The sequence below is a fragment of the Xylanimonas sp. McL0601 genome (assembly GCF_049852175.1).
In the GTDB taxonomy this organism is placed as follows: domain Bacteria; phylum Actinomycetota; class Actinomycetes; order Actinomycetales; family Cellulomonadaceae; genus Xylanimonas.
In genome coordinates this window covers 2,481,509-2,507,926 of sequence record NZ_CP187527.1, presented here as the reverse complement: position 1 = coordinate 2,507,926, position 26,418 = coordinate 2,481,509, and the positions used below count along the sequence as shown (strand labels likewise).

21 protein-coding genes and 1 tRNA gene are annotated in these 26,418 nt (G+C 73.0%); 19 read left to right on the top strand and 3 right to left on the bottom strand.

Annotation, left to right across the window (positions count from 1 at the left end):
- Positions 1 to 4: 4 nt before the first annotated feature.
- The 13 genes from ACO4JP_RS11525 (at position 5) to pyk (ending at position 18,314) form a co-directional block, all read left to right on the top strand.
- Positions 5 to 1,798, top strand: coding sequence for an ABC transporter ATP-binding protein (locus tag ACO4JP_RS11525; RefSeq protein WP_425957098.1), 1,794 nt, complete (start codon positions 5 to 7; stop codon positions 1,796 to 1,798).
- Complete coding sequence (locus ACO4JP_RS11520; RefSeq protein ID WP_425953830.1) at positions 1,795 to 3,681, top strand: ABC transporter ATP-binding protein; 1,887 nt, start codon at positions 1,795 to 1,797, stop codon at positions 3,679 to 3,681. Before ACO4JP_RS11525 ends, ACO4JP_RS11520 begins: the two co-directional genes overlap by 4 nt.
- Before the next feature lie 42 nt (positions 3,682 to 3,723).
- Positions 3,724 to 4,101 (top strand): phosphoribosyl-AMP cyclohydrolase, encoded by a 378-nt coding sequence (gene hisI / locus ACO4JP_RS11515; protein ID WP_425953829.1) that lies wholly within the window; start codon positions 3,724 to 3,726, stop codon positions 4,099 to 4,101.
- Positions 4,098 to 5,651, top strand: a complete 1,554-nt coding sequence (locus tag ACO4JP_RS11510; RefSeq protein ID WP_425953828.1) for an anthranilate synthase component I — start codon at positions 4,098 to 4,100, stop codon at positions 5,649 to 5,651. Before hisI ends, ACO4JP_RS11510 begins: the two co-directional genes overlap by 4 nt.
- The gene (locus tag ACO4JP_RS11505) at positions 5,648 to 6,226 is read left to right on the top strand and encodes a Trp biosynthesis-associated membrane protein (protein ID WP_425953827.1); all 579 of its coding nucleotides are present in this window, start codon (positions 5,648 to 5,650) and stop codon (positions 6,224 to 6,226) included. Before ACO4JP_RS11510 ends, ACO4JP_RS11505 begins: the two co-directional genes overlap by 4 nt.
- A gap of 48 nt (positions 6,227 to 6,274) precedes the next feature.
- Positions 6,275 to 6,538 (top strand): HGxxPAAW family protein, encoded by a 264-nt coding sequence (locus tag ACO4JP_RS11500; RefSeq protein WP_425953826.1) that lies wholly within the window; start codon positions 6,275 to 6,277, stop codon positions 6,536 to 6,538.
- A complete protein-coding gene (trpC, locus tag ACO4JP_RS11495; protein ID WP_425953825.1) occupies positions 6,535 to 7,359 on the top strand; it encodes an indole-3-glycerol phosphate synthase TrpC in 825 nt (274 codons plus the stop codon). The genes ACO4JP_RS11500 and trpC overlap by 4 nt, the downstream gene beginning before the upstream one ends.
- A 39-nt stretch (positions 7,360 to 7,398) precedes the next feature.
- On the top strand, positions 7,399 to 8,688 hold the full coding sequence (gene trpB / locus ACO4JP_RS11490) for a tryptophan synthase subunit beta (RefSeq protein WP_425957097.1): 1,290 nt from the start codon (positions 7,399 to 7,401) through the stop codon (positions 8,686 to 8,688).
- Positions 8,685 to 9,512, top strand: coding sequence for a tryptophan synthase subunit alpha (gene trpA / locus ACO4JP_RS11485; RefSeq protein ID WP_425953824.1), 828 nt, complete (start codon positions 8,685 to 8,687; stop codon positions 9,510 to 9,512). The genes trpB and trpA overlap by 4 nt, the downstream gene beginning before the upstream one ends.
- The gene (lgt, locus tag ACO4JP_RS11480; protein ID WP_425953823.1) at positions 9,512 to 10,483 is read left to right on the top strand and encodes a prolipoprotein diacylglyceryl transferase; all 972 of its coding nucleotides are present in this window, start codon (positions 9,512 to 9,514) and stop codon (positions 10,481 to 10,483) included. Before trpA ends, lgt begins: the two co-directional genes overlap by 1 nt.
- A gap of 171 nt (positions 10,484 to 10,654) precedes the next feature.
- Complete coding sequence (gene gltB / locus ACO4JP_RS11475) at positions 10,655 to 15,223, top strand: glutamate synthase large subunit (RefSeq protein WP_425953822.1); 4,569 nt, start codon at positions 10,655 to 10,657, stop codon at positions 15,221 to 15,223.
- Positions 15,216 to 16,691, top strand: coding sequence for a glutamate synthase subunit beta (locus ACO4JP_RS11470; protein ID WP_425953821.1), 1,476 nt, complete (start codon positions 15,216 to 15,218; stop codon positions 16,689 to 16,691). Before gltB ends, ACO4JP_RS11470 begins: the two co-directional genes overlap by 8 nt.
- Positions 16,692 to 16,880: 189 nt before the next feature.
- On the top strand, positions 16,881 to 18,314 hold the full coding sequence (pyk, locus tag ACO4JP_RS11465; protein ID WP_425953820.1) for a pyruvate kinase: 1,434 nt from the start codon (positions 16,881 to 16,883) through the stop codon (positions 18,312 to 18,314).
- Between the two features lie 86 nt (positions 18,315 to 18,400).
- Here the strand turns inward: pyk and ACO4JP_RS11460 are convergent.
- Positions 18,401 to 18,482: transfer RNA gene (locus ACO4JP_RS11460), tRNA-Leu, on the bottom strand.
- 159 nt (positions 18,483 to 18,641) lie between these two features.
- Here ACO4JP_RS11460 and ACO4JP_RS11455 point away from each other — a divergent pair.
- A complete protein-coding gene (locus ACO4JP_RS11455) occupies positions 18,642 to 19,265 on the top strand; it encodes an ANTAR domain-containing response regulator (protein WP_425957096.1) in 624 nt (207 codons plus the stop codon).
- Positions 19,266 to 19,269: 4 nt separating this feature from the next.
- Complete coding sequence (locus ACO4JP_RS11450) at positions 19,270 to 19,938, top strand: GNAT family N-acetyltransferase (RefSeq protein ID WP_425953819.1); 669 nt, start codon at positions 19,270 to 19,272, stop codon at positions 19,936 to 19,938.
- A 7-nt stretch (positions 19,939 to 19,945) separates the two neighbouring features.
- On the opposite strand, the gene ACO4JP_RS11445 is transcribed toward ACO4JP_RS11450, so the two are convergent.
- Positions 19,946 to 20,380, bottom strand: a complete 435-nt coding sequence (locus ACO4JP_RS11445) for a PaaI family thioesterase (RefSeq protein ID WP_425953818.1) — start codon at positions 20,378 to 20,380, stop codon at positions 19,946 to 19,948.
- An 18-nt stretch (positions 20,381 to 20,398) separates the two neighbouring features.
- Here ACO4JP_RS11445 and polA point away from each other — a divergent pair, with 18 nt between their 5' ends.
- Genes polA through ACO4JP_RS11430 form a run of 3 tightly spaced genes read left to right on the top strand, consistent with a single transcriptional unit; the run spans position 20,399 to position 24,365 of the window.
- A complete protein-coding gene (polA, locus tag ACO4JP_RS11440) occupies positions 20,399 to 23,101 on the top strand; it encodes a DNA polymerase I (RefSeq protein WP_425953817.1) in 2,703 nt (900 codons plus the stop codon).
- 56 nt (positions 23,102 to 23,157) lie between these two features.
- Positions 23,158 to 24,012 (top strand): DUF368 domain-containing protein, encoded by an 855-nt coding sequence (locus ACO4JP_RS11435; protein ID WP_425953816.1) that lies wholly within the window; start codon positions 23,158 to 23,160, stop codon positions 24,010 to 24,012.
- A 2-nt stretch (positions 24,013 to 24,014) separates the two neighbouring features.
- On the top strand, positions 24,015 to 24,365 hold the full coding sequence (locus ACO4JP_RS11430) for a DUF2200 domain-containing protein (protein ID WP_425953815.1): 351 nt from the start codon (positions 24,015 to 24,017) through the stop codon (positions 24,363 to 24,365).
- Between the two features lie 13 nt (positions 24,366 to 24,378).
- Here the strand turns inward: ACO4JP_RS11430 and ACO4JP_RS11425 are convergent, their stop codons facing one another.
- Entirely contained in the window at positions 24,379 to 25,245 is an 867-nt protein-coding gene (locus ACO4JP_RS11425; RefSeq protein ID WP_425953814.1) for a class I SAM-dependent methyltransferase, read from the bottom strand.
- 141 nt (positions 25,246 to 25,386) lie between these two features.
- Here ACO4JP_RS11425 and ACO4JP_RS11420 point away from each other — a divergent pair, with 141 nt between their 5' ends.
- Positions 25,387 to 26,412 carry a 6-phosphofructokinase gene (locus ACO4JP_RS11420; RefSeq protein ID WP_425953813.1) on the top strand — a complete coding sequence of 342 codons (1,026 nt, stop codon included), beginning with the start codon at positions 25,387 to 25,389 and terminating at the stop codon, positions 26,410 to 26,412.
- Positions 26,413 to 26,418 lie beyond the last annotated feature (6 nt).

The following is a 26,418-nucleotide window of genomic DNA, read 5'->3' as shown; positions in this document are numbered from 1 at the left end:
GCTCATGGGCCGCGGCATGGCCACCTCGCCGCGCACCTACGTGCTCGCGGTCGTGACCTCAGCACTCTTCGGCGCGGCGACCGTGGCCGTGAGCCGCGCCGTCGGCTGGGCCACCGACGCCGTCCTCGTGCCCGCGATCGCGGGCGACGCCGCCGCGCGCGGGCGGATCTGGCAGGCCGGTCTGGTGCTCGCCGGCGTCGCCGTCTCGCTGACCGTCGGCGTGTGGGGCCGGCGGGTGTGGGCCGGCTGGGGGTACGTCGACGTCGGCGCGACGCACCGCCGCCGGCTCTCTGCCGCCTACCTCCGCCTGCCGCTGTCGTGGCACCGGGCGCACCCCGCCGGGCAGCTATTGGCGCACGCCAGCTCCGACGTCGAGGCCGCCACGGACGTGTTCAACCCGCTGCCGTTCGCCCTCGGGGTCGTCGTGATGATCGTCGTGGCTGCGGTCATGCTGCTGCTCATCGACCCGTGGCTCGCGCTCGCGGCGCTGGTCGTCATCCCGCTCACGGTGGCCGCGAACGTCGTGTTCCAGCGGTACATGACGCCCGCGGTGACGCGGGCGCAGAGGCTGCGGGCCGAGGTCGCCGACGTCGCGCACGAGTCGTTCGAGGCAGCGCTCCTGGTCAAGTCGCTCGGCACGGCCGACCGCGAAGAGGTCCGGTTCGCCGACCGCGCCGACACGCTGCGCGCCGCCAACTCGCGCGTCGGGGCGGTGCGTGCGGTGTTCGACCCTGTCATCGACCTGCTGCCCAGCCTGGGCACCCTGCTCGTGCTCGGGGTGGGCGCCTGGCGGGCGGCGGACGGAGCCGTCAACGCCGGCGAGATCGTCAGCGCGGCCTACCTGCTCACCGTCATGGCCGTGCCCGTGCGCGCCTTCGGGTGGGTGCTGGGCTCCCTGCCCCGAGGGCTCGTCGGGTACGAGCGCATCGCGAACGTCGTCGACCGGCGCGAGTCGCTCGTCCCGGGGGAAGCGACGCTGCCCCGCACGTCGCGGGGGCTCGCCATCCGCTTCGAGGGCGTCGGGGTCGACGTGCCCGTCCCTGCCGGGCGTTCCGTCAGCCTCCTCGACGACGTCACGCTCGACGTGCCGCCCGGCGCGACCGTCGCCGTCGTCGGCACCACCGGGGCCGGCAAGACGACGCTCGTCTCGCTGCTCTCGCGTCTGTCGGACCCCACGCGCGGCCGGGTGCTGCTCGACGGCGTCGACCTGCGTGACCTCGCGGCGGGCGAGCTGCCCGCGCAGGTGGCGCTCGTCGCGCAGGCCACGTTCGTCTTCGAGGACACGGTGCGCGGCAACGTCACGCTCGCCGAGGCGGACGGCTCGCCGTACACCGACGCCGACGTCTGGGAGGCGCTCCGCCTCGCGCGGCTCGACGACGTCGTAGCCGCCCTGCCCGGCGGCCTCGACGCGCCGCTCGGCGAGCGCGGCGCGAACCTCTCCGGTGGCCAGCGCCAGCGCCTCGCCATCGCACGTGCCCTGGTGCGCCGCCCGCGCCTGCTCGTGCTCGACGACGCCACCTCCGCCGTCGACCCGCGCATCGAGCAGGAGATCCTGCACGGCCTGTCCGGCGGCGCCGCGGCCACCACCGTGGTCATGGTCGCCTACCGCATGTCGTCCGTGGTGCTCGCCGACGCCGTCGTGCACCTCGGCGGCGGGCGCGTCGCCGACGTCGGCACGCACGCCGAGCTGCTCGCGCGCGACGCCGGCTACCGCGAGATCGCGACCGCCTACGAGGCCGAGGCGCGCCGTCGGGAGGCCGCCGCGCGGGAGGCCGCCGCGCGGGAGGAACCGGCATGAGCGCCCGCATCGCCTCCGCGTCCGAGCTCGGCGTCCTCGCGACGCTGCGCCGCGGCGTGCAGATCAGCCCGCAGATCATCGAGGGCATCGGGTGGACGCTCCTGCTGGCCGTGCTCGCCGCGGCCGGCCGCGTCGTCGTCCCGCTGGCCGTCCGGGCCACGATCGACGGCGGCATCCTCGCCTCGGGCGGCCCCGACGCCCGGCGCATCGCGCTCCTGATGTCGCTCGCCGCTGCAGCGCTGCTCGTCTCCGGCGCCTGCTCGGCGCTCGTCAACCTGCGGCTCGTGCGCCGCACCGAGGCCGGCCTCGCCACCCTGCGCGTGCGCGCGTTCCGGCACGTGCACGACCTGGCGACCCTCACGCAGAGCACCGAGCGGCGCGGCTCGCTCGTCTCGCGCGTCACCAGCGATGTCGACACCATCTCGCTGTTCGTGCAGTGGGGCGGGATCATGCTGCTCGTCTCGACCCTGCAGGTCATCGTCGCCACCGCGCTCATGCTCGTGTTCTCCTGGCAGCTCACCCTCGTCGTGTGGGCCTGCTTCGTGCCGCTCTACCTGGTGCTGCGGTTCGGGCAGAAGCACGTCAACCGCCGCTACACCCGGGTGCGCGAGCGCGTCGGTGCCATGCTGGGGGCGATCTCCGAGGCCGTCGTCGGCGCCGAGACCGTGCGCGCCTACGGCGTAGCGGCCCGCACCGGCCGCCGCATCGAGGACTCGATCGAGACGACCCGCCAGGCGCAGGGCAGCGCCCAGCGTCTGGTCGCGACCACCTTCTCGAGCGGCACTCTCATGTCGACCCTGGCGCTCGCGGCCGTCGTGGTCGTCGGCGCACACCTCGGGGTCGACGGCGAGCTCACGGCAGGCCAGGTCGTCGCGTTCCTGTTCCTCGTGCAGCTCTTCACCGGTCCGGTGCAGCAGGCGACGGAGATCCTCAACGAGCTGCAGAACGCCGTGGCCGGGTGGCGCCGCGTGCTCGCGGTCGTTGAGACGACGGTCGAGGTCGACGAGGCGCCCGACGCCGTCGCCTCGCCGCGCGGGCCCGCGCACGTCGCCCTGCGCGGGGTGCGGTTCGCCTACCCGGGCGGTCCCGAGGTGCTGCACGGGGTCGACCTGGAGCTGCCGGCGCAGGCCAAGGTCGCGGTCGTCGGGCAGACCGGCTCGGGCAAGACGACCATCGCCAAGCTCGTGACGCGGCTGATGGACCCGACCGCCGGCGCGGTGCTGCTCGACGGCGTCGACCTGCGCGCGCTGACGCTCGCCTCGCTGCGCGAGCGGGTGGTGCTGGTGCCGCAGGAGGGGTTCCTGTTCGACGGGACGGTGCTGGACAACGCGGCGTACGGGCTGCGCGACCTCCGGCCGCCGGTGGTCGCGCTCGTCGAGACCGGCCCGGCGTCGGGAGACCCGGTCTCGGCAGGCTCGGCGACCGCGGGGTCGGCCCCGGAGCGGGCCCCGGAGCAGTCGGCGACGGAAGCCCGCGTGCTCGCCGCCTTCGGCGCCCTCGGCCTCTCCGACTGGCTCGCCGACCTCCCGGACGGCGTGCACACCGCGGTCGGCCAGCGCGGCGAGTCGCTGAGCGCGGGGGAGCGGCAGCTCGTCGCCATCGCCCGCGCCTACCTCGCCGAGCCCGACCTGCTGGTGCTCGACGAGGCGACGTCCGCGGTCGACCCGGCGACCGAGGTCCGGATCGCTCGCGCGCTCGACTCGCTGACCTCGGGCCGGTCCACGATCACCATCGCCCACCGCCTGTCGACGGCCGAGGCGAGCGACCTCGTCGTCGTGGTCGACGCCGGGCTCGTGGTCGAGGTCGGGCCGCACGACGCCCTCGCCGCGGCCGGCGGGGTGTATGCGCGGATGCACGACGCGTGGGTGGCGCAGACGCGCTGAAACAGGGCCCGCGGCCCGGTGGCGTCGTGGAAGGATGTGCCCGTGCCTGACATCCTCGACCCCCAGATCGCCTCGCGCCTCAAGCGCGACGAGCACGGCCTGGTCGCCGCGATCGTCCAGCAGCACGACACCGGTGAGGTGCTCATGCTCGGCTGGATGGACGACGAGGCGCTGCGCCGCACCCTCACGACGGGCCGCGTGACCTTCTGGTCGCGCTCTCGGGGCGAGTACTGGCGCAAGGGCGACACGTCGGGCCACCGGCAGCACGTGAAGTCCGTGGCCATCGACTGCGACGGCGACGCCCTGCTGGTCCGCGTGGACCAGGTGGGCGCGGCCTGCCACACCGGCGCCCGCACGTGCTTCGAGGCCGGCGGCGCGCTGCCCGCCGTCGTCGGGCGGCGCGAGGAGGTGGGCGCATGAGCGCCGCCCTCGCCCCGGCGTGGGGCGAGACGTGGCCGACGCTCGAGGGCTTCCGCGAGCTCGCCGCCGACCACCGCCGCGTCATCCCGGTCGTACGCCGGGTGCTGGCCGACGACGCCACGCCCGTGGGGCTGTACCGGGCGCTCGCGCACGGCGTGCCCGGCTCGTTCATCCTCGAGTCGGCCGACGCGTCCGGCGCCTGGGCCCGCTGGTCGTTCGTCGGCGTCGCCTCGCGCGCCCAGCTCGTCTCGCAGGGCGGCCAGGCCACCTGGACCGGCGACGTGCCGGCGGGCATCCCGGCGTCGGGCGACGTCGTGGACGTGCTGGGTGCGACGCTCGAGGCGCTGCGCACCCCGCCGATCGAGGGTCTGCCGCCGTTCACCGGCGGCATGGCGGGCGCCCTGGGCTGGGACATCGTCCGGCACTGGGAGCCCACGCTGCCCGCGACGGCGCCCGACGAGCTGGGTGCCCCCGAGCTCGCGCTGTGCCTCGCGACCGACCTGGTCGCCGTCGACCACCACACCGGGGCCGTGTGGCTCGTCGCCAACGCGATCAACATGGACGCCACCGACGAGGGCGTCGACGAGGCGCACGCCGACGCCGTCGCCCGGCTGGACGCGCTCGAGCGGCGGCTCGCCGCGCCGGGCCCGCGCGTCGCGACGGTGCTCGACCCCGACGCGAAGGAGCCGGAGCTCGAGTTCCGCTCGACGCGCGCGGAGTTCGAGGCCGCGGTCGAGGCGGGCAAGGAGGCGATCCGCGACGGCGAGGTCTTCCAGGTGGTGATCTCGCAGCGGCTCGACCTGGACTGCCCCGCCGACCCGCTCGACGTCTACCGGGCGCTGCGCACCATCAACCCGAGCCCGTACATGTACTACTTCCACCTCACCGACGCCCGCGGCCGGGAGTTCCAGGTCGTGGGCTCGAGCCCCGAGACGCTGGTCAAGGTCGACGGCGGGCACGTGACGACCTACCCCATCGCCGGCTCGCGGCCCCGCGGGGCCACGGTCGAGGAGGACGTCGCGCTGGGCGAGGAGCTGTTCGCCGACCCCAAGGAGCGTGCCGAGCACGTCATGCTCGTCGACCTCTCGCGCAACGACCTGGTCAAGGTCTGCGAGCCGACGTCGGTCGAGGTCGTCGAGTTCATGGTGCTGCGCCGGTTCAGCCACATCATGCACCTGTGCTCGACCGTCGTCGGGCGGCTGCGGCCCGGGCACACCGCTCTGGAGACCCTCAAGGCGACGTTCCCGGCGGGCACCCTGTCCGGTGCGCCCAAGCCCCGCGCGATCGCGCTGATCGACGAGCTCGAGCCGGCCTCGCGCGGCATCTACGGCGGCACGGTCGGGTACCTCGACTTCGGGGGCAACCTCGACATGGCCATCGCGATCCGCACGGCGTTCGTGCGCGAGGGCCGGGCCTCCGTGCAGGCCGGCGGCGGCATCGTCGCCGACTCGGTGCCCGCGCTCGAGTACGAAGAGTCGCGCAACAAGGCCGCGGCCGCCGTGCGTGCCGTCCAGCTCGCCGCCCGGTTCCGCACGCTGGGGGAGCCGTGAGCCTGACCCGCGGCCGCGCGGCCGTCCTCGTCGTCCTGCTCGGCGCGCTCGCGCTCGCGACGGCCGGACCGACGTGGGTGCGCGCGCAGACGGCGACCGCGCTCGACCCGACGGTCGCCGTCGCCGTGAGCGGCGGCACCGCCGCCCCGGCGGTCAACGCCGCCGGGCTCGTCCTGGTCGCGGCGGGGCTCGCGCTCGCCCTCGGCGGGCGCGTCGCGCGGCGGGTCGTGCTCGTGGTCGTCGCCGCGGCGGGCGTGCTGATCACCGCCTCGGCGGTCGCCGTCGCGACCAGCCCGGCCGACGTCGCCGCGGCCGGCGCCGCGGAGGCCGCCGGCGTCACGGACCTCACCGCGCCCGCGAGCGTCACCGTGTGGCCATGGCTGTGCGCGGCCGTCGGCGTGCTCATCGTGCTCGCCGCAGTCCTCGTGGGCCTCGCCGCGCGGGGCTGGACGGCGTCGTCGGGGCGGCACGAACGGGCCGCCCCGAACCCGGACACGGGCCCGCAGGTCGACGCCCACGACGCCTGGGACGCACAGACCCGCGGGACGGATCCGACCGCACCCGAGGACCGCTAGGCTGGCACCTGCCGAGCCAGAACCACCACGAGAGGCATCACCATCGCCATGGCCGAGAACTCGAACGCCGACAACGTCTACCTGCCCGACGCCGCCCCGTTCCACAACGAGGGCAAGACCGTCGCTGCGTGGGTCGCGATGACCGGCGTGACGCTGGGAGCGATCATCGCTGCCATCGGCTTCCTCGCCCCCACGATGTGGGTCATCGTCGTCGGCGCGGTCGTTGTCGTGGGCTCGCTCGTCGCCGGTGCGGTGCTGCGCAGCCTGGGTCACGGCCAGCCCAGGTCCTCCGTCCGAGAGCCCCGCGCATGACAGTCCTGGAAGGAATCGTCGCGGGCGTCCTCGAGGACCTCGCCGTGCGACAGGCCGCCACGAGCCTCGACGTGCTCAAGGAGCGCTCCTCGCGCGCCCCGGGTGCGCTCGAGGTCGTCAGCCGCCTGCGCAAGCAGGACGCCGTCGCCGTCATCGCCGAGGTCAAGCGCTCGAGCCCGTCCAAGGGCTCGCTCGCCGCGATCGCCGACCCGGCCGCGCTCGCCGCCGAGTACGCGACCGGCGGCGCCAGCGTCATCTCGGTGCTCACGGAGCAGCGCCGGTTCGGCGGCAGCCTCGCCGACCTCGACGCCGTGCGCGCCAAGGTCGACGTGCCCGTGCTGCGCAAGGACTTCGTCGTCACGCCATACCAGGTGTGGGAGGCGCGGGCGCACGGCGCCGACGTCGTGCTCCTCATCGTCGCGGCGCTCGAGCAGACGGTGCTGGAGTCGCTCGTCGAGCGCGTTCACTCGCTCGGCATGACGGCGCTGGTCGAGGCGCACACCGCCGACGAGGTCAAGCGCGCGCTCGACGCCGGCGCCCGCGTCGTCGGCGTCAACGCCCGCGACCTGAAGACCCTCGAGGTCGACCGCACGGTCTTCTCCCGCCTGTCGCCCCTCATCCCCGACGACGTCGTCCGCGTCGCCGAGTCCGGGGTGCGCGGGCCGCACGACGTCATGGACTATGCCCGGGCCGGCGCGCACGCCGTCCTCGTGGGCGAGGCGCTCGTCACCGACGCCGCGCCCCGCCGCTCGGTGGCCGACCTCGTGGCGGCGGGTCAGCACCCGTCGCTGTGGTCGGTGCGGCCGGCCGCGCAGTCCTGACCGCCCGAGCGAAGGAGGCTCATCGTGCCTGACCACTCCGTGAGTGATGCCCTGACCAGCACGCTGGCGCACCAGGTGCTCGGCCGTCTGTCCGAGCAGCCCGGCCCCTACTTCGGCGAGTTCGGCGGGCGCTGGGTGCCCGAGGCCCTCATCGCCGCGCTCGACGAGCTCGAGACCGAGTACCGCAAGGCCATGGACGACCCGGCGTTCCGCGACGAGCTCGCGCGCCTCCACCGGGAGTACGTGGGCCGGCCCTCGCCGCTGACCGAGGTGACGCGCTTCGCGCAGCGCTGCGGCGGTGAGGCGGGCAACCGCGTGTTCCTCAAGCGCGAGGACCTCAACCACACCGGCTCGCACAAGATCAACAACGTGCTGGGGCAGGCTCTGCTCGTGAAGCGCATGGGCAAGACGCGCGTGATCGCCGAGACGGGCGCGGGCCAGCACGGCGTCGCCACCGCGACGGCGGCGGCGCTGCTCGACCTCGAGTGCGTCGTCTACATGGGCGAGGAGGACACGCGGCGCCAGGCGCTGAACGTGGCCCGCATGCGCCTGCTCGGTGCCACCGTCATCCCGGTCCAGATCGGCTCGCGCACGCTCAAGGACGCGATCAACGAGGCGCTGCGCGACTGGGTCGCAAACGTGGAGAGCACGCACTACCTGCTCGGCACCGTCACCGGCCCGCACCCGTTCCCCGAGATGGTGCGCGAGTTCCACCGCGTCATCGGCGAGGAGGCGCGCGCGCAGCTCCTCGAGCGCGTCGGCCGCCTTCCCGACGTCGTCGCTGCGTGCGTCGGCGGCGGTTCCAACGCGCTCGGGCTCTTCAACGCGTTCCTCGACGACCCGGAGGTCGCGCTCTACGGCTTCGAGGCCGGCGGCGAGGGCATCGAGTCCGGTCGGCACGCCGCCCGCTTCAGCGGCGGCGCACCCGGCGTGCTGCACGGCGCCCGCTCGTACCTGCTGCAGGACGGCGACGGCCAGACGCTGCCGAGCCACTCCGTCTCGGCGGGGCTCGACTACCCGAGCGTGGGCCCGGCGCACTCCTGGCTGCACGACCTGGGCCGCGCCACGTACCGGCCGGTCACCGACGCCGAGGCCATGGAGGCGTTCCGCATCCTGTCCCAGACCGAGGGCATCATCCCGGCCATCGAGTCGGCGCACGCGCTCGCCGGGGCCATGCAGGTGGGCTCGGAGCTCGCCGCCGCGGGCGAGCGGGACAAGATCATCGTGATCAACCTGTCCGGCCGTGGCGACAAGGACGTGGCGACCGCCGCCCGGTGGTTCGGCCTGCTCGACGACGAGGCTCCGGCGGGCCCGGAGGGGGACCAGTGACCACGACGGCCTCGCAGACGGCCGCACGCCTCGACGCGACCCGTGCCCAGGGCCGGCCCGCGCTCGTGGGGTACCTGCCCGTGGGCTTCCCGACGGTCGATCGCTCCGTCGAGGCGGTCAAGGCGTTCGTCGACGCCGGCGTCGACATCGTCGAGCTCGGCATCCCGTACACCGACCCGGTCATGGACGGCCCGGTCGTGCAGCGGGCCGCCGAGACCGCGCTCGCCGCGGGCGCGCACGTGCGCGACGCCTTCACGGTCGTCGAGAAGCTGCGCGCGCATGCGCCCGAGGTCCCCGTGGTCCTGATGACCTACTGGAACCCCGTGCTGCGCTACGGCGTCGACGGGTTCGCGCGCGACCTCGCGACGGCCGGTGGAGCGGGCCTCATCACGCCCGACCTCATCCCCGACGAGGGCCGCGACTGGATCGAGGCGTCCGAGGCGCACGACCTGGACCGCATCTTCCTCGTGGCCCCGAGCTCGACGCCCGAGCGGCTGCGCCTGACGGCGCGGGCCTCGCGCGGCTTCGTCTACGCTGCCTCGACGATGGGCGTCACCGGCGTCCGCGCCCAGGTGGGGGAGCGCGCCGAGCAGCTCGTCGCCGACACCCGCGCGGCCGGCGCCGACCACGTGTGCGTGGGCCTGGGCGTCTCGACGGGCGACCAGGCCGCGCAGGTCGGCAGCTACGCCGACGGCGTCATCGTCGGTTCCGCCTTCGTCAAGGCGCTCCAGCGCGACCTGCCCTGGGCCGGTCGCCTCGACGCGCTCCAGTCCGTGACGGCCGAGCTCGCCGCGGGCGTCGCCCGCGCCCGGAAGGACGCCTGATGCTCCCGATGTCGATCCCCAGCCCCTCGCAGGGCGTCTGGCACCTCGGGGCCTTCCCCCTGCGCGCCTACGCGTTCGCCATCCTCGCGGGCATCGTGCTCGCGGCGTGGGTCGCCACCAAGCGCTTCACCAAGCGCACGGCCGGCGGCACGTTCGACGACGTCCTGGAGATCACCTTCTGGGCGGTGCCGTTCGGCATCATCGGCGGGCGGATCTACCACGTGATCACCACGCCCGAGCCGTACTTCGGCGTGGGCGGTGACCCGATCCGCGCCCTGTACATCTGGGAGGGCGGCCTCGGCATCTGGGGCGCCGTCGCGCTCGGCGGCCTCGGCGCCTGGATCGGCTGCCGCCGGCAGAACATCCGCCTGCCCGTGTTCGCCGACGCGCTGGCCCCGGGCCTGCTCGTCGCGCAGGCGGTCGGCCGCCTCGGCAACTGGTTCAACCAGGAGCTGTACGGCGCGCCGACGACGCTGCCGTGGGGACTCCAGATCGATCCCGCGCACCTCGTGATCGACCCGGCCACCGGCGCGCGCTTCGCGGAGGGGACGCTCTTCCATCCGACGTTCCTGTACGAGCTGCTCTGGAACCTCGTCATGGCGGCGGTCCTGGTGTGGCTCGACCGCCGGTTCCGGCTCGGTCACGGACGCGTATTCTGGGCCTACGTCGTGCTCTACACCCTGGGGCGCGGCTGGATCGAGGCACTTCGCATCGACACCGCTGAGCACCTGCACCTCTTCGGGGTGGAGGTGCGTCTGAACGTCATCACGTCGTTGGTGATGTTCATCGGCGGCGTGGTCGCGTTCGTCGTCGTCGGACGACTGCACCCAGGCCGCGAGGAGGATGCGCGACGCGTCGTCCCCGTGGTCGCAGCCGAGGCGGGCGGGAACGACCCCGTCACGGCCGAGGCGGGCGAAGGCGACGGCGATGTGTCCGGGACCGAACGTGTGACAGACACGAAACATTCCTGACATACACTTCAGCACCACCCCACCTCCGGGCGAGTGCTGCGGGTCGAACAGGACCTGCAGCGTGACCCCACCCGGCGCCCTCACGTGGGCGTGCAGACCAACGGGCCGACGGCGTCCCGACAGCAGTACGGACGACGCCCGTGGTACGGGCGTGTGAGAAGGACGGTGTTGATGACCACGCCGCAGACCGGGAGCCTGGCGCCGGGACGACAGGGCCTGTACGACCCTGCCGCCGAGCACGACGCGTGCGGCGTCGCCTTCGTGGCGACGCTCCGCGGAACCCCTGGACGTGACATCGTCGATGCGGGCCTGACGGCCCTGCTCAACCTCGACCACCGCGGGGCGGTCGGTGCGGAGGAGAACTCCGGCGACGGCGCGGGCATCCTCACGCAGATCCCGGACGCGTTCCTGCGCGACGTGATCGCGGCCGAGCTGCCGCCTGCCGGCCACTACGCGATCGGCACGGCGTTCCTGCCGCAGGACCCGGCCGAGGCGGACGCCGTCGCGCGCCGCTTCGACGCGATCGCGGCCGAGGAGAAGCTCGAGGTCCTCGCATGGCGCGACGTGCCGGTGACGGCCGACCTCGTGGGCCCGACGGCTCGCGCGTCGATGCCGCTGTTTCGCCAGGTGGTCGTGGCCGACCCGTCGCGCGAGCTCGCCGGCATCGAGCTGGACCGCCGCGCCTACCGCCTGCGCCGCCGCGCGCAGAACGAGCTGGACCTCTACCTCGCGTCGCTCTCGGCCCGGACGATCACCTACAAGGGCATGCTGACGACGTCGCAGCTCGAGCCGTTCTTCCCGGACCTGTCCGACCCGCGCTACGCGTCCGAGCTCGCGCTCGTCCACTCGCGGTTCTCGACCAACACGTTCCCGTCGTGGCCCCTGGCGCAGCCGTTCCGGCAGATCGCGCACAACGGCGAGATCAACACCGTGCGCGGCAACCGCAACTGGATGGCCGCGCGCGAGGGCATGCTGGAGAGCGAGGCGCTGGGCGACCTGACGCCGCTCCTGCCCGTCTGTACCGACGGCGCCTCGGACTCGGCGTCCTTCGACGAGGTGCTCGAGCTCCTGCACCTGGCCGGGCGGTCCCTGCCGCACTCCGTGCTGATGATGGTGCCCGAGGCGTGGGAGAACCACGCGGAGATGGACCCCGCGCGCCGGGCGTTCTACGAGTACCACGCCAACCTCATCGAGCCGTGGGACGGGCCCGCGGCGCTGACCTTCACCGACGGCACGCTCATCGGTGCGGTGCTCGACCGCAACGGCCTGCGCCCCGGCCGCTACTGGGTGACGCAGGACGGCCTCGTGGTGCTCGCGTCCGAGTCGGGCGTGCTCGACCTCGACCCGGCCACGGTGGTGCGCAAGGGCCGGCTCGAGCCGGGCCGCATGTTCCTCGTCGACACGGGCGCCGGGCGCATCGTGGAGGACGACGAGATCAAGGGCCAGCTCGCCGGCCAGCAGCCGTACCAGCGCTGGATCGACGACCACAAGATCACGCTCGAGTCGCTCCCGGAGCGCGAGCACGTCGCCCACAGCCCCGCCTCGGTGCAGCGCCGCCAGCGCACCTTCGGGTACACCGAGGAGGAGCTCAAGGTCATCCTGACCCCGGTCGCGAACACGGGCGCGGAGACCCTGGGCGCGATGGGCACGGACACCCCGATCGCGGTGCTGTCGAGCCGGCCGCGCCTGCTGTTCGACTACTTCACGCAGATGTTCGCGCAGGTCACGAACCCGCCGCTCGACGCGATCCGCGAGGAGCTCGTCACCTCGCTCGGCAGCGCGATCGGCCCCGAGCCGAACCTGCTGTCCGACGCGCCCCAGCACGCGCGCAAGCTCGTGCTGGACTTCCCCGTGGTCGACAACGACCAGCTCGCCAAGATCGTCCACGTCGACCGCGACGAGCGGCTCGAGGGCATCTTCCGCTCCTACATGGTCCGCGGCCTGTACGACGTCGCGGGCGGCGGCGCCGCGCTCTACGACCGCCTGGAGTCGATCTTCGACGAGGTCGACGTGGCGATCGCCGAGGGTGCGACGCACATCGTGCTGAGCGACCGCGAGTCGAACTCGGAGCTCGCGCCGATCCCGTCGCTGCTGCTGACCTCCGCCGTGCACCACCACCTGCTGCGCCGGCGCACGCGCACCCAGATCTCGCTGGTCGTCGAGGCCGGTGACGTGCGCGAGGTGCACCACGTCGCGCTGCTGATCGGCTACGGCGCCGCGTGCGTCAACCCGTACCTGGCCATGGAGACCGTCGAGGACCTCGCCGTGCGCGGCTACCTCACGGTGTCGCCGGAGAAGGCCGTCGCGAACCTCATCAAGGCGCTCGGCAAGGGCGTGCTCAAGGTCATGAGCAAGATGGGCATCTCGACGATCATGTCCTACCGAGGGGCACAGATCTTCGAGGCCGTGGGCCTCTCGCAGGAGCTGATCGACGACTACTTCGCGGGCACCACCAGCCGGCTGGGCGGCGTCGGGCTCGACGTCGTGGCGGCCGAGGTAGCCGCGCGCCACGCCGAGGCCTACCCGCCGTCGGGCAACCGCGACCCGCACAAGCGGCTCGTCACGGGCGGCGAGTACCAGTGGCGCCGCGACGGCGAGGAGCACCTCTTCGACCCGGAGACGGTCTTCCGCCTGCAGCACTCGACGCGCACCGGCCGGATGGACATCTTCCGCCAGTACACGCGCCGCGTGGACGAGCAGTCGCGGCGTCTGATGACGCTGCGCGGAATGCTGCGCTTCTCGGCCGACCGCGAGCCGATCCCGATCGACGAGGTCGAGCCGGTCAGCGAGATCGTCAAGCGCTTCAACACCGGTGCCATGTCGTACGGCTCCATCTCGCAGGAGACGCACGAGACGCTGGCCATCGCGATGAACCGCCTCGGCGGACGTTCCAACACGGGTGAGGGCGGCGAGCACCCCGAGCGCCTCTACGACCCCGAGCGCCGCTCGAAGGTCAAGCAGGTCGCCTCGGGCCGGTTCGGCGTCACGAGCGAGTACCTGACGCAGGCGGACGACATCCAGATCAAGCTCGCGCAGGGCGCCAAGCCCGGCGAGGGTGGTCAGCTCCCGGGCGCCAAGGTGTACCCGTGGGTCGCGGAGGTGCGGCACTCGACGCCCGGCGTCGGGCTCATCTCGCCGCCGCCGCACCACGACATCTACTCGATCGAGGACCTGGCGCAGCTCATCCACGACCTGAAGAACGCCAACCCCGCCGCCCGCATCCACGTCAAGCTCGTCTCCGAGTTCGGCGTGGGCACGGTCGCGGCCGGCGTCTCCAAGGCGCACGCCGACGTCGTCCTCATCTCGGGGCACGACGGCGGCACGGGCGCCTCGCCGCTCACCTCGCTCAAGCACGCGGGCACACCGTGGGAGATCGGCCTGGCCGAGACCCAGCAGACGCTCGTCCTCAACGACCTGCGCGACCGCATCGTGGTGCAGGTCGACGGGCAGATGAAGACGGGCCGCGACGTCGTCGTGGCGGCGCTGCTCGGCGCCGAGGAGTTCGGCTTCGCGACGGCTCCAATGGTCGTCACCGGCTGCATCATGATGCGTGTCTGCCACCTCGACACCTGCCCCGTCGGCGTCGCCACGCAGAACCCCGAGCTGCGGGCCCGGTTCACCGGCAAGCCCGAGTTCGTCGTGAACTTCTTCGAGTTCATCGCCCAGGAGGTGCGGGAGAACCTCGCGTCGCTCGGCTTCCGCTCGATCGACGAGGCCGTCGGCCAGGTGCAGGTGCTCGACACCCGCAAGGCCGTCGACCACTGGAAGGCCCAGGGCCTGGACCTGGCGCCCGTGCTCGAGCAGCAGATCCCGGCCAAGGGTTCGGCGCTGCGCCAGACCAAGACGCAGGACCACGGCCTCGCGAAGGCGCTCGACAACCAGCTGGTCGCGCTCGCGCGGCCCGCGCTCGAGGACGGCACCCCCGTCGCGATCGAGCTGCCCGTGCGCAACGTCAACCGGACGGTCGGCACGATGCTGGGCCACGAGGTCACCAAGCGCTACCGCGGCGCGGCGCTGCCGGAGGGCACGATCGACGTCACGCTGACCGGCTCGGCCGGGCAGTCGTTCGGCGCGTTCGTGCCGCGCGGCGTCACGCTGCGCCTGTTCGGCGACGCCAACGACTACGTCGGCAAGGGCCTGTCGGGCGGCCGCATCGTCGTCCGGCCCGACAAGGCGTCGATGCTCGAGGGCGCCGCGAACGTCATCGCCGGCAACGTCATCGGCTACGGGGCGACGTCGGGCGAGGTCTTCCTCCGCGGCCGTGCCGGCGAGCGGTTCGCCGTCCGCAACTCGGGCGCGACGCTCGTCGTCGAGGGCGTGGGCGACCACGCGCTCGAGTACATGACCGGTGGCACGGTGCTCGTGCTCGGTCCTACCGGACGCAACCTCGGCGCCGGCATGTCGGGCGGCATGGCCTACGTGCTCGACCTGCGCGCCGCCGCGATGAACATCGCGGCCGTCGCGACCAAGGAGCTCGAGGTCGGCCCGCTCGACGACGCCGACTGGGAGGTCGTCGAGACGCTGCTGCGCCGCCACGCCGAGGAGACCGGGTCGAACGTCGCGCACAGCCTGCTCGCCGACGCCCGCGCCCGCGCCCGCTTCTCGCGCGTGCTGCCGCTGGGGTGGGCGCGCGTGCGCGAGGCCCTCGCACGTGCCGAGGCGCAGGGCATCGCCGTCCACGGTGAGGGTCAGTGGGACGAGAACGTGTGGAACAACATCGTGGAGGTGGCTCGTGGCTGACCCTCGTGGCTTTCTGAAGGTCCGGGACCGCGAGCTCCCGCCGAACCGTCCCGTCGAGGTGCGCCTGCGCGACTGGAAGGACGTGCACGCCCACCGGGAGGCAGGGGAGCCGTTCCTCGGCGGCCGACTCGGTGAGCAGGCCGGGCGCTGCATGGACTGCGGCATCCCGTTCTGCCACCAGGGCTGCCCGCTGGGCAACTTCATCCCCGAGTGGAACGACCTCGTGCGGCGCGACCAGTGGGAGGACGCGGTCGACCGCATGTACGCGACGAACAACTTCCCGGAGCTCACGGGCCGCGTGTGCCCTGCTCCGTGCGAGTCGGCGTGCGTGCTCGGGATCAGCCAGCCGCCCGTGACGATCAAGAACATCGAGCTGTCGATCGCGGACGAGGCGTTCGCCCGCGGTCTGACCCCGCAGGTGCCGGCGCGCCTGACGGGCACGACGATCGCCGTCGTCGGCTCGGGCCCCGCAGGGCTCGCAGCCGCCCAGCAGCTCACGCGCGTCGGCCACACGGTCGTCGTGTACGAGCGCGACGACGCCATCGGCGGCCTGCTGCGCTACGGCATCCCGGACTTCAAGCTCGAGAAGCACATCATCGACAAGCGCCTGGAGCAGATGCAGGCCGAGGGCACCCGGTTCCGGCCGGGCGTCGAGGTCGGCAAGGACATCACCTGGGACGCGCTCCGCCGCCGCTTCGACGCGGTCGTCGTCGCGACGGGTGCCACGGTGCCGCGTGAGCTCCCGCTGCCCGGCCGCGACCTGCGGGGCGTCCACTACGCGATGGACTTCCTCACTCCGGCCAACAAGGCCTCGAAGGGGGAGCCGGTCAAGGGCGCGCCGACGGCGGAGGGCAAGCACGTCGTCGTCATCGGCGGCGGCGACACCGGCTCGGACTGCGTCGGCACCGCGCTGCGCCAGGGCGCCGCGAGCGTGACCACGCTCGCCATCGGCAAGAAGCCGCCGGTCGACCGGCCGGCGAACCAGCCGTGGCCCACCGACCCCATCCTCTTCGAGGTCTCGACCTCGCACGAGGAGGGCGGCGAGCGCACCTACCTGGCCTCGACGGTCGAGTTCCTCGACGACACCGCGGGCGCCGTCGTGGGCCTGCGGGTCGCCGAGACGGAGTACCTCCCCAACGGCCGACGCGAGCCGATGGCGGGCACGGAGCACGTGATCCGCGCCGACCTGGTGCTCATCGCGATGGGCTTCACCGGCCCGGAGACGGACGCGATCACGGCGCAGTCCGGCGTCGAGCTCAGCGAGCGCGGGCTGGTGCGCCGTGGCGACGACTTCGCCACGAACCTGCCCGGCGTGTTCGTCGCCGGCGACGCCGGCCGCGGGCAGTCGCTCATCGTGTGGGCGATCGCCGAGGGCCGCGCGTGCGCGGCAGCGGTCGACTCCCACCTGCGCGGCTCCACGGAGCTGCCCGCGCCGGTCGGGCCCCGGACGGTGGCACTGAGAGGTTGAGCACGGCCCGTTCGAGGCGCGCTACGCGCCGCGAGCGAGCAAGATTGCGGCAGGAGCGTCTTAGATGGTCGTGGTGTGCGTGTCACCCACGGGACGGGACGCGCTGCCGGTAGATACCACGGGCGTGAACCGAGCGCCCGCGCAGGCCCCGGGCATCGCCGGGGCAACCCTGATGACGAGGCTGGAGACATGCGCAGAGCCAAGATCGTTTGCACCATCGGACCTGCCACGAGCAGCCCGGAGAACCTCCGGAAGCTGATCGATGCCGGTATGGACGTGGCCCGGATCAACCGCAGCCACGGTTCGTTCGAGGAGCACGAGGCCGTCTACAACAACGTGCGGGAGGCCTCGAAGGCCTCGGGCCGCAACGTCGCGATCCTGGTCGACCTCCAGGGCCCCAAGATCCGCCTCGGCAAGTTCGAGGGCGACGAGAAGCACTACCTCAACGAGGGTGACGTCTTCACGATCACCACCGACGACATCGTCGGCACCAAGGAGATCGTCTCCACCACCCACAAGGGCCTGGCCGACGACGCCAAGGTGGGCGACCCCCTGCTGATCGACGACGGCAAGGTCCGCGTCCGCGTGACCGCCGTCGACGGCCCCCGTGTCCAGACCGTCGTGGAGATCCCCGGCCCGGTCTCGAACAACAAGGGCATCAACCTCCCCGGTGCCGCGGTGTCCGTCCCCGCGATGTCGGAGAAGGACATCGAGGACCTCCGCTGGGCCCTGAAGATGGGCACGGACTTCATCGCCCTGTCGTTCGTCCGCAACGCCAAGGACTACGACGACGTCCGCGCGATCATGGAGGAGGAGGGCCGGGTCGTCCCGGTCATCGCCAAGCTCGAGAAGCCGCAGGCGATCGAGAACCTCGAGGAGGTCATCGCCGCGTTCGACGCCTTCATGGTGGCCCGTGGCGACCTGGCCGTCGAGATGCCGCTGGAGCAGGTCCCGCTGATCCAGAAGCGCATCGTCGAGCTGGCCCGCCGCAACGCGAAGCCGGTCATCGTCGCCACTCAGGTGCTCGAGTCCATGACCACGAGCCCGCGCCCGACGCGTGCCGAGGCCTCCGACTGCGCCAACGCGGTGCTCGACGGCGCCGACGCGGTCATGCTCTCGGGCGAGACCTCGGTCGGTGACTTCCCGATCATCACGGTCGAGACGATGGCCCAGATCATCGAGGCCACCGAGCAGCTCGGTGCCGAGCGCATCGCCCCGCTGGGCTCGCGCCCGCACACCCGCTCGGGTGTCATCACGCAGGCCGCGAAGGAGGTCGGCGAGCAACTCGGCGCCAAGTACTACGTGACCTTCACGCAGTCCGGCGACTCGGCCCGCCGCATGTCCCGCCTGCGCTCGCAGATCCCGCTGCTGGCCTTCACGCCGGTCTCGGCGACCCGCAAGGAGCTGGCGCTGAGCTGGGGCACGCAGGCCTACGAGGTGCCGAAGGTCGACTCGGTCGACGCGATGGTCGCCCAGGTCGACTCGACCCTGCAGGCCAACGGCCTCGCCGAGCCGGGCGACCGCGTCGTCATCGTCTCGGGTGCGCCGGTCGGCGTCCCGGGCACGACGAACTCGATCCTCGTGCACAAGGTCGGCTCGACCGACACGGGCCGCGGCCTGTGAGCTGAGCCAGCCAGGAGCTGAGCCAGCCGTGAGCTGACGTGCGAGAGGCCCGTGGGGGGAACCCCACGGGCCTCTCGTCGTCCGCGTGCCCCGGGCGGGACTCGAACCCGCACTCCTCGCGGAACCCGGGTTTGAGCCGGGCGCGTCTGCCAGTTCCGCCACCGGGGCAGCGGGCACCATCGAACCACACGTCGTGCGATGCCCGGGCCCGCGTGCCGCACGGCGCTGTCCAGGGCCGACGCCGTGGCTGGTGGGAGCGTGTTCGCGGACTAGGATGGCGGCGTGACCGAGAAGCCCGCCGCGAAGCTGCCGCTGGACCTGCCGCCCATGCTGGAGCCCGAGGCCCCCGCCGCCGTCCCCACCGCTCCCGGGCGCCCCGCCCGCCGCGCCGTCGTCGCGGAGGACGAGGCGCTCATCCGCATGGACGTCGTCGAGACGCTCCGCGAGGCGGGGTTCGAGGTGGTGGGTGAGGCCGGTGACGGCGAGACCGCCGTCGGCCTCGCCATCGAGCTCAAGCCCGACGTCGTCGTCATGGACGTCAAGATGCCCGAGATGGACGGCATCACCGCCGCCGAGAAGATCGGCAAGGCGCACGCCGCGCCCGTCGTCCTCCTCACGGCGTTCTCCCAGACCGAGCTGGTCGAGCGCGCGCGCGACGCCGGGGCGATGGCCTATGTCGTCAAGCCGTTCACCCCCGCCGACCTGCTGCCGGCGGTCGAGATCGCGATCTCCCGCTACCAGCAGATCGGCGCGCTCGAGGCCGAGGTCGCGGACCTCCAGGAGCGCTTCGAGACCCGCAAGCGCGTGGACCGCGCCAAGGGCCTGCTGCAGACCAAGATGGGACTCTCTGAGCCCGAGGCCTTCCGCTGGATCCAGAAGACGTCGATGGACCGCCGCCTCACCATGCGCGAGGTCGCCGACGCCGTGATCGAGCAGGTCGGCGGGGCCTGAGACGATGCGCTCGACGCCGGACGTGCGGTCAGCGGACCGCGACGACCTCGCGGTCGTCGCGGCCCTGAGCGTGTCCGTCCGCCCGGCGTCGCCCGTCGGGGCTTCCGTCGACCACGCCGGCGAGGACGTGCTGCGCAAGCACCTGTCGGTCTACGTGGGGTCCGGCGGGACGGTGCTGGTCGCCGAGCTCGACGGGCAGATCGCCGGCTTCCTCCTCGCTCGCACGGTGGGCCCGCAGCTCTTCGCGGTCGACCCGGCGATCGTCGTCGACGCGTTGTTCGTCACTCCGGACAGCCGACGCCGCGGCATCGGGCACGCGCTCGTGGCCGGCGTCGCCGCGCTGGCGGGGGAGTCCGGCGCCCCGTACGTGTACGCGGGGGCGCCTGCGGGCGACCGCGCCATGCAGCGGTTCCTCGCCCGACTGGGCTTCGCGCCTGCCGCCGGGCACCGCGTGGTGTCGACCCCGATCCTGCTGCGCCGACTGGCGCAGGAGGGCGCTCCGTCGTCGCCGCGGGGCGACGTGCGCCCGCGTGGACGGCGCGAGTCGACGCGCGCGGCGATCGACGACATCATCGCCCGGCGGCGACGGGCCCGGGATGCGGGCCTCCCGTCCGGCCCGCTCGACCTGCGGGCCTTCCAGGCGGGCCGCGACCCGGAGCGCTCCGCCTCCTGAGACCGCGCTAACGCCCGCGCGCCGGGGGCGGCGCGTCGAGGATCATGCACGTGAGCCGCGCCGTCGCGACACGGCGCCCGTCCTCGTCCGTGATCACGATCTCGTAGGACGCCAGCGTCCGGCCCAGGGTCAGTGCCACCGCCTCGCCGGTCACGACACCGTCGCGGGCCGAGCGGTGGTGCGACACGTTGAGCTCGACGCCGACGGCGGCACGCGTGGGGCCGGCGTGCTGCGTCGCGGCGACGGAACCGAGCGTCTCGGCGAGCACGGCCGAGGCCCCGCCGTGCAAGAGGCCGTACGGCTGGGTGTTGCCCGCGACGGGCATGGTGCCGGTCGTTCGCTCGGCGCCGATGGCGGTCAGCTCGATGCCCATGCGCTCGATGAGCGTGCCGGCGACTTCGGGCACGACCGCGGCCGCAGCCGCCGGAGGAGTGTCGGTCATGACAGGTAGGTTGGCCCCGTGACGACCCCCGCGCCAACCCGGCACACCGGCCGACCCCGCCTGCTCCTCATCGACGGGCACTCGATGGCCTACCGCGCGTTCTTCGCGCTGCCGGACACGATGGCCACGACGTCGGGCCAGGTGACCAACGCGGTCTACGGGTTCACGTCGATGCTCACCAAGCTGCTCGGCGACGAGCAGCCGACGCACCTGGCGGTGGCGTTCGACGTGTCGCGGCGGTCGTTCCGCAGCGAGCGCTTCCCCGAGTACAAGGGCACCCGCAGCGAGACGCCCGCCCCGTTCAAGGGTCAGGTGCCGCTCATCAAGGAGGTGCTCGAGGCGTTGCGCGTGCCCACGCTGGAGCGCGAGGGCATCGAGGCGGACGACATCATCGCGACGCTCTCGGTGCAGGCGTCGGCCGCCGGCATGGAGGTGCTCGTCTGCTCGGGCGACCGCGACTCGATCCAGCTGGTCGACGGCGACGTCACGCTGCTCTACCCGGTGCGCGGCGTGTCCGAGATGGCGCGCTTCACGCCCGAGGCGGTGCTGGACAAGTACGGCGTGCCGCCCGAGCAGTACCCCGACCTCGCGGCGCTCGTGGGCGAGACCAGCGACAACCTGCCCGGGGTCGCGGGCGTCGGGCCCAAGACGGCCGCGAAGTGGGTCGCGCAGTTCGGCGGCCTCGACGCGCTGCTCGACCACGTCGACGAGCTCAAGGGCAAGGCGGCCGAGAACCTGCGCGCCGCGGTCGACCAGGTCCGGCTCAACCGCGAGCTGAACGCGCTGCTGCGCGACGTCGAGCTGCCGTTGGGCCCTGACGACCTGCTGCTGCGCGGCTTCGACCGCGAGGCGGTGCACCGTGTCTCCGACACGCTGCAGTTCGGGACGCTGCGCGACCGGCTGCTCGCGGTGGACCCGGCGGCCGAGGAGGAGTCCGAGGCAGCGGCCGAGACCGCGTTCGAGCTCGACGTCGTCGAGCTGCCCGAGGGCGGCCTCGCCGGGTGGCTCGCGGAGCGGAGCGGCCGCACGGTCGGCGTCGACGTCTCCGGGCGCGGCGTGCCCGCCGCGGGGGACGCCTGGGGCGTCGCGCTCGCGGAGGGCGGCGAGGGCGTCGCCTACGACCTCGCAGACCTCACGCCCGACGACGAGAAGGCGCTGGCCGCGTGGCTCGCCGACCCGGCGCAGGCCAAGGTGCTGCACGGCGCCAAGACCGCGTGGCACGCCCTCGCGGCCCGCGGCCTCACGCTCGAGGGCGTCGTCTTCGACACCGAGCTCGCCGCCTACCTGTGCTACCCGGACCAGCGCGGCTATGACCTGGGCGACCTGGTCGCCCGGCACCTGGGCCGCGAGCTCCGCGTCGAGGACGACGGCGCCCAGGGCGCGCTCGACCTCGACCTCGGCTCGACCGGCGGGCGCGGCGCACGTGAGGCGACGCGGGCGGCCGCCGTGGCCGACCTCGCCGGCGCGCTCGCGGGCCAGCTCTCCGACCGCGGGGCCACCGGCCTGCTCACCGACGTCGAGCTGCCGCTGTCCCGGGTGCTCGCGCGCATGGAGGCCACGGGCATCGCGGCCGACACGCCCTACCTCACCGAGCTGGAGGGCGGCTTCGCCGACCAGGTCGCGGAGGCGGCCGGCGAGGCGTACGACGCGATCGGGCACGAGGTGAACCTCGGCTCGCCCAAGCAGCTCCAGGAGGTGCTCTTCGGCGAGCTCGACATGCCGAAGACCAAGAAGACCAAGACGGGCTACACCACGGACGCGGCGGCGCTCGCCGAGCTCTACGTGCGCACCGGCCACCCGTTCCTCGAGCACCTGCTCGCCCACCGCGACGCGAGCAAGCTGCGCGTCACCGTCGAGGGCCTGCTCAAGTCCGTGGCGCCGGACGGCCGCATCCACACGACGTTCCAGCAGACCATCGCCGCGACCGGCCGCCTCAGCTCCACCGAGCCCAACCTGCAGAACATCCCCATCCGCACCGAGGCAGGGCGGCAGATCCGCCGGGCGTTCCGCGTGGGCGAGGGGTACGACACCCTGCTCACGGCGGACTACTCCCAGATCGAGATGCGCATCATGGCGCACCTCTCGGGCGACGCGGGCCTGATCGAGGCGTTCCGCAGCGGCGAGGACCTGCACCGCTACGTCGGGTCGCGTGTGTTCGGCGTCGAGCCCGCGGGCGTCACGGCCGAGATGCGGTCGAAGGTCAAGGCGATGTCCTACGGCCTGGCGTACGGGCTCTCGGCGTTCGGGCTCTCGCAGCAGCTCGCCGTCTCGACGGGCGAGGCGCAGGGCCTCATGGACGACTACTTCGCCCGGTTCGGCGGCGTGCGCGAGTACCTGGACGGCGTGGTGGAGGAGGCCAGGGCCACCGGGTGGACGGCGACCGTGCTGGGCCGCCGCCGCTACCTGCCCGACCTGACGAGCGACAACCGGCAGCGCCGGCAGATGGCCGAGCGCATGGCCCTCAACGCCCCGATCCAGGGCAGCGCCGCCGACATCATCAAGCTCGCCATGCTGCGGGTGCAGCAGGAGCTCGACGCGTGCGGGCTGCGCTCACGGCTGCTGCTGCAGGTGCACGACGAGCTCGTGGTCGAGGTCGCGCCCGGCGAGCGCGAGGCGGCCGAGGATGTGCTGCGCACCCAGATGGGCGCGGCCTACCCGCTCGACGTCCCGCTCGATGTGTCGGTCGGCACAGGCGACACGTGGCACGCCGCAGGGCACTAGGAGTACGCGCCAACCCGCGGAGGAGGGCTCGGCGGGCGCATACGATCCTTCGTCCTATGGACTGGTTCATCCGCGTCGTCAAGGGCATGGTCATCTCGCTCGGCTTCATCCTGCCGGGCGTGTCCGGTGGCGTGCTCGCGGCGATCCTCGGGATCTACGAGCGGATGCTGCGCTTCCTCGCGCACCTGACGAGGGACTTCAAGGGCAACTTCCTGTACTTCCTGCCCGTCGGCATCGGCGGCGTGCTCGGCCTGGTGCTGCTCAGCAGGCCCCTGGAGTACCTGCTCGATCACTGGCAGGTCGTGGTGCTGTGGGGGTTCGCAGGCGCGATCCTCGGCACGCTGCCCTCCCTGCTGCGTGAGTCTGTCGCGAAGTCCCGCCGCGACGCCGTCGACGTGATCTGGCTGGCCGGCACGTTCGTCGGCGCGCTCGTGGTGCTCTACCTGCTCCCCGCGCTCGCCGGCACGGTGCCGGCGAGCTTCCTCGGCTTCGTGCTCGCCGGTGCGCTCATCGCGCTCGGCGTGCTCGTGCCAGGGTTGTCGCCGTCGAACCTGCTCCTGATCCTCGGGCTGTTCTCGCCCATGCTGCAGGGCTTCCGCGACCGCGACCTGCTCGGCACGTTCCTGCCGATCGCGCTCGGGGCCGTCGCGGCGCTGCTGGCGTTCTCCAGGCTCATGGAGCGCCTGATCGAGCGACACCACTCGCGGGTCTACCACTTCATCATCGGGCTGGTGCTCGCGAGCACCGTGCTCATCGTGGTGCCGACGCAGAGCGCCGAGGCGATCGACTACACCGGCGCGGGCGCCGGCACCGCCGTGGGGGCCGTCGTCGCCTTCGCGGCCGGGCTGACACTCGGCCTGTGGACTGCCATGCTCGAGAACAAGCACAAGACCGTGACGCCGGGGGAGTGACCATGGCCGCCGACCGCTTCGCCACCATGACCTTCGCGAGCATCTACCCGATGTACGTGCAGAAGGTCGAGCGCAAGGACCACACCGAGGACGAGGTCCGCGAGGTCATCTCCTGGCTCACCGGGTACGACGACGCCGGCATCGACGACGCGGTCGCCGACGAGCGCACCTTCGCGCAGTTCTTCGAGCAGGCCCCCGCGATGAACCCGAACGCCGCGCTCATCAAGGGCGTCATCTGCGGCTACCGCGTCGAGGAGATCGAGGACCCGCTGCACCAGAAGGTGCGCTGGATGGACAAGCTCGTCGACGAGCTGGCGCGCGGCAAGAAGATGAGCAGCATCCTGCGCTCCTGAGCGCAGCTGACGCTCACGCCGTGGAGCGTGCAGGAAGCGGGGTTCTGGCGCTGTCCAGGGCCCCGATCCCTGCACCCGCGGCGGGCTTCTGCGTGACGAAGACCGCCGTGCCGGGCAGGTAGGCGCCGCGTTCCGGACCCCAGCCGCCCCAGACCTGGTCGTTCCACGAGGGCCATTCCGGCTCGACGAGGTCGAGCAGGCACAGGCCCGCGGCGACGACGTCACGCAGGTGGTCGCCCACCGTGCGGTGGTACTCGGCGTACCGGACGCGGCCCGCGGCATCCTGCTCGACGTAGGGGCGGCGGTCGAAGTAGGAGCGGCTCGCGGTGAGGCCGCGCGTCGTCGGGTCGTCCGGGAACGCCCAGCGCAGCGGGTGCGTCACGGAGAACACCCAGCGGCCGCCCGGCCGCAGCACGCGTGCTGCCTCGGCGTGGACGCGGGCGGCGTCGGGCACGAACGGGATGGCGCCGAACGACGTGAAGACGACGTCGAAGCTCGCGTCGGCGAAGGGCAGCGCCCGCGCGTCGGCCTGCAGCACCGGTACCCGCACGCCCGCCGCGGCGTCGAGTGCGGGGGCTGAGGCGAGCATGCCGTGCGAGACGTCGGTCGCGACGGCGTCGGCGCCCTGCGTCGCGAGCCAGCGCGAGCACTGCGCGGCCCCGGCACCGACCTCGAGCACGCGGCGCCCGGCGACGTCGCCCAGCAGGCCCGCCTCGGCCTCCGTCAGGCCCTCGGGGCCCCAGCGGAAGTCCGCGTCACCGAGGAACGTGCCGTGCTCGGCGAGGTACTCGGCGGCGTTCGCGTCCCACCAGCGGCGGCCCGCCGCGCCGCCCTCCGCGTCGGGCACGTCACGGTAGCCGACGGACTCGATCTCGCTCACGCGCCCATCCTGCCTCGTCTCCGGCCGCGGAGGCCGCCACCGTGCGACGCCCAGCACGACGTGGACAGGCCACATGGGTACGATCGCACCGGTGCGCGTGCTGTGCGCCGCTGTCGGGGATGTCGAAGACCTGGAGGATGCGTGCGAGTCGGACTGCTGACCGGTGGCGGGGATGTCCCCGGTCTCAACGCGGCGATCCGGGCGGTGGTCAAGCGCGGCGAGGGCGAGCACGGCCACTCGATCGTCGGCTTCCGCAACGGCTGGCGCGGCCTGGCCGACGGCGACGTGATGCCGCTGAGCCGCCAGCACATCCGCAACGTCCTGGCGACCGGCGGCACGCTCCTCGGCACGGCGCGGTACCACCCGCACTCGGCCGACGGCGGCATGGACGCCGTCCTGGCGACGCTCGAGGCCGAGCGGGTCGAGGCGCTCATCGTGGTCGGCGGCGACGGCACGCTGCACGCCGCGAGCAAGGTCGCCGAGGCCGGCATCGGCATCGTCGCGATCCCCAAGACGATCGACAACGACGTGTGGGGCACCGACCGCTCGATCGGCTTCGACACCGCGGTGACCATCGCGACCGAGGCCGTCGACCGCATCCACACGACGGCCGAGTCGCACAACCGCGTCATGCTCGTCGAGGTCATGGGCCGCAGCGCCGGCTGGATCGCGGCGACCGCGGGCATCGCGGGCGGCGCCGAGGTGGTGCTCGCCCCGGAGCAGCCGTTCGACATCGACAAGATCGTCAAGTTCCTCAAGCACCGGCACCGCGCGCACGCGAGCTTCTCGATCATCGTCGTGGCCGAGGGCGCGGTGCCCGCCGAGGGCACGTCGATGACGTACGAGACGCAGCTCGGCCGGTTCGGCGAGATCATCGCGGGCTCGATCTCCGAGCGCCTCAAGGTCGAGATCGCCGAGCGCACCGGGTTCGACACGCGCGTCACGGTGCTCGGTCACATCCAGCGCGGCGGCACGCCGACGCCGGATGACCGGATCCTGGGCTCGCGCTTCGGCGTGGCGGCGATCGACGCCGTGACACGCGGCGAGACCGGTGTGATGACGGCGCTGCGCGGCGAGGAGGTCGTCCTCGTCCCGCTCGCCGAGATCGCAGGAAAGGTCAAGCACGTGCCCGACGAGCTCCTCGAGGTCGCTCAGGCACTCGCCTGACCTGGA

Bases quoted from the DNA above. Each gene is read 5' to 3' on its own strand.
- gltB (WP_425953822.1), top strand. From the start codon at position 10,655: ATGACCACGCCGCAGACCGGGAGCCTGGCGCCGGGACGACAGGGCCTG.
- ACO4JP_RS11500 (WP_425953826.1), top strand. From the start codon at position 6,275: ATGGCCGAGAACTCGAACGCCGACAACGTCTACCTGCCCGACGCCGCC.
- ACO4JP_RS11520 (WP_425953830.1), top strand. From the start codon at position 1,795: ATGAGCGCCCGCATCGCCTCCGCGTCCGAGCTCGGCGTCCTCGCGACG.
- ACO4JP_RS11525 (WP_425957098.1), top strand. From the start codon at position 5: ATGGGCCGCGGCATGGCCACCTCGCCGCGCACCTACGTGCTCGCGGTC.
- ACO4JP_RS11510 (WP_425953828.1), top strand. From the start codon at position 4,098: ATGAGCGCCGCCCTCGCCCCGGCGTGGGGCGAGACGTGGCCGACGCTC.
- ACO4JP_RS11445 (WP_425953818.1), bottom strand. From the start codon at position 20,380: ATGACCGACACTCCTCCGGCGGCTGCGGCCGCGGTCGTGCCCGAAGTC.
- trpC (WP_425953825.1), top strand. From the start codon at position 6,535: ATGACAGTCCTGGAAGGAATCGTCGCGGGCGTCCTCGAGGACCTCGCC.
- lgt (WP_425953823.1), top strand. From the start codon at position 9,512: ATGCTCCCGATGTCGATCCCCAGCCCCTCGCAGGGCGTCTGGCACCTC.
- ACO4JP_RS11455 (WP_425957096.1), top strand. From the start codon at position 18,642: ATGCTGGAGCCCGAGGCCCCCGCCGCCGTCCCCACCGCTCCCGGGCGC.
- pyk (WP_425953820.1), top strand. From the start codon at position 16,881: ATGCGCAGAGCCAAGATCGTTTGCACCATCGGACCTGCCACGAGCAGC.
- ACO4JP_RS11450 (WP_425953819.1), top strand. From the start codon at position 19,270: ATGCGCTCGACGCCGGACGTGCGGTCAGCGGACCGCGACGACCTCGCG.
- ACO4JP_RS11430 (WP_425953815.1), top strand. From the start codon at position 24,015: ATGGCCGCCGACCGCTTCGCCACCATGACCTTCGCGAGCATCTACCCG.
- ACO4JP_RS11435 (WP_425953816.1), top strand. From the start codon at position 23,158: ATGGACTGGTTCATCCGCGTCGTCAAGGGCATGGTCATCTCGCTCGGC.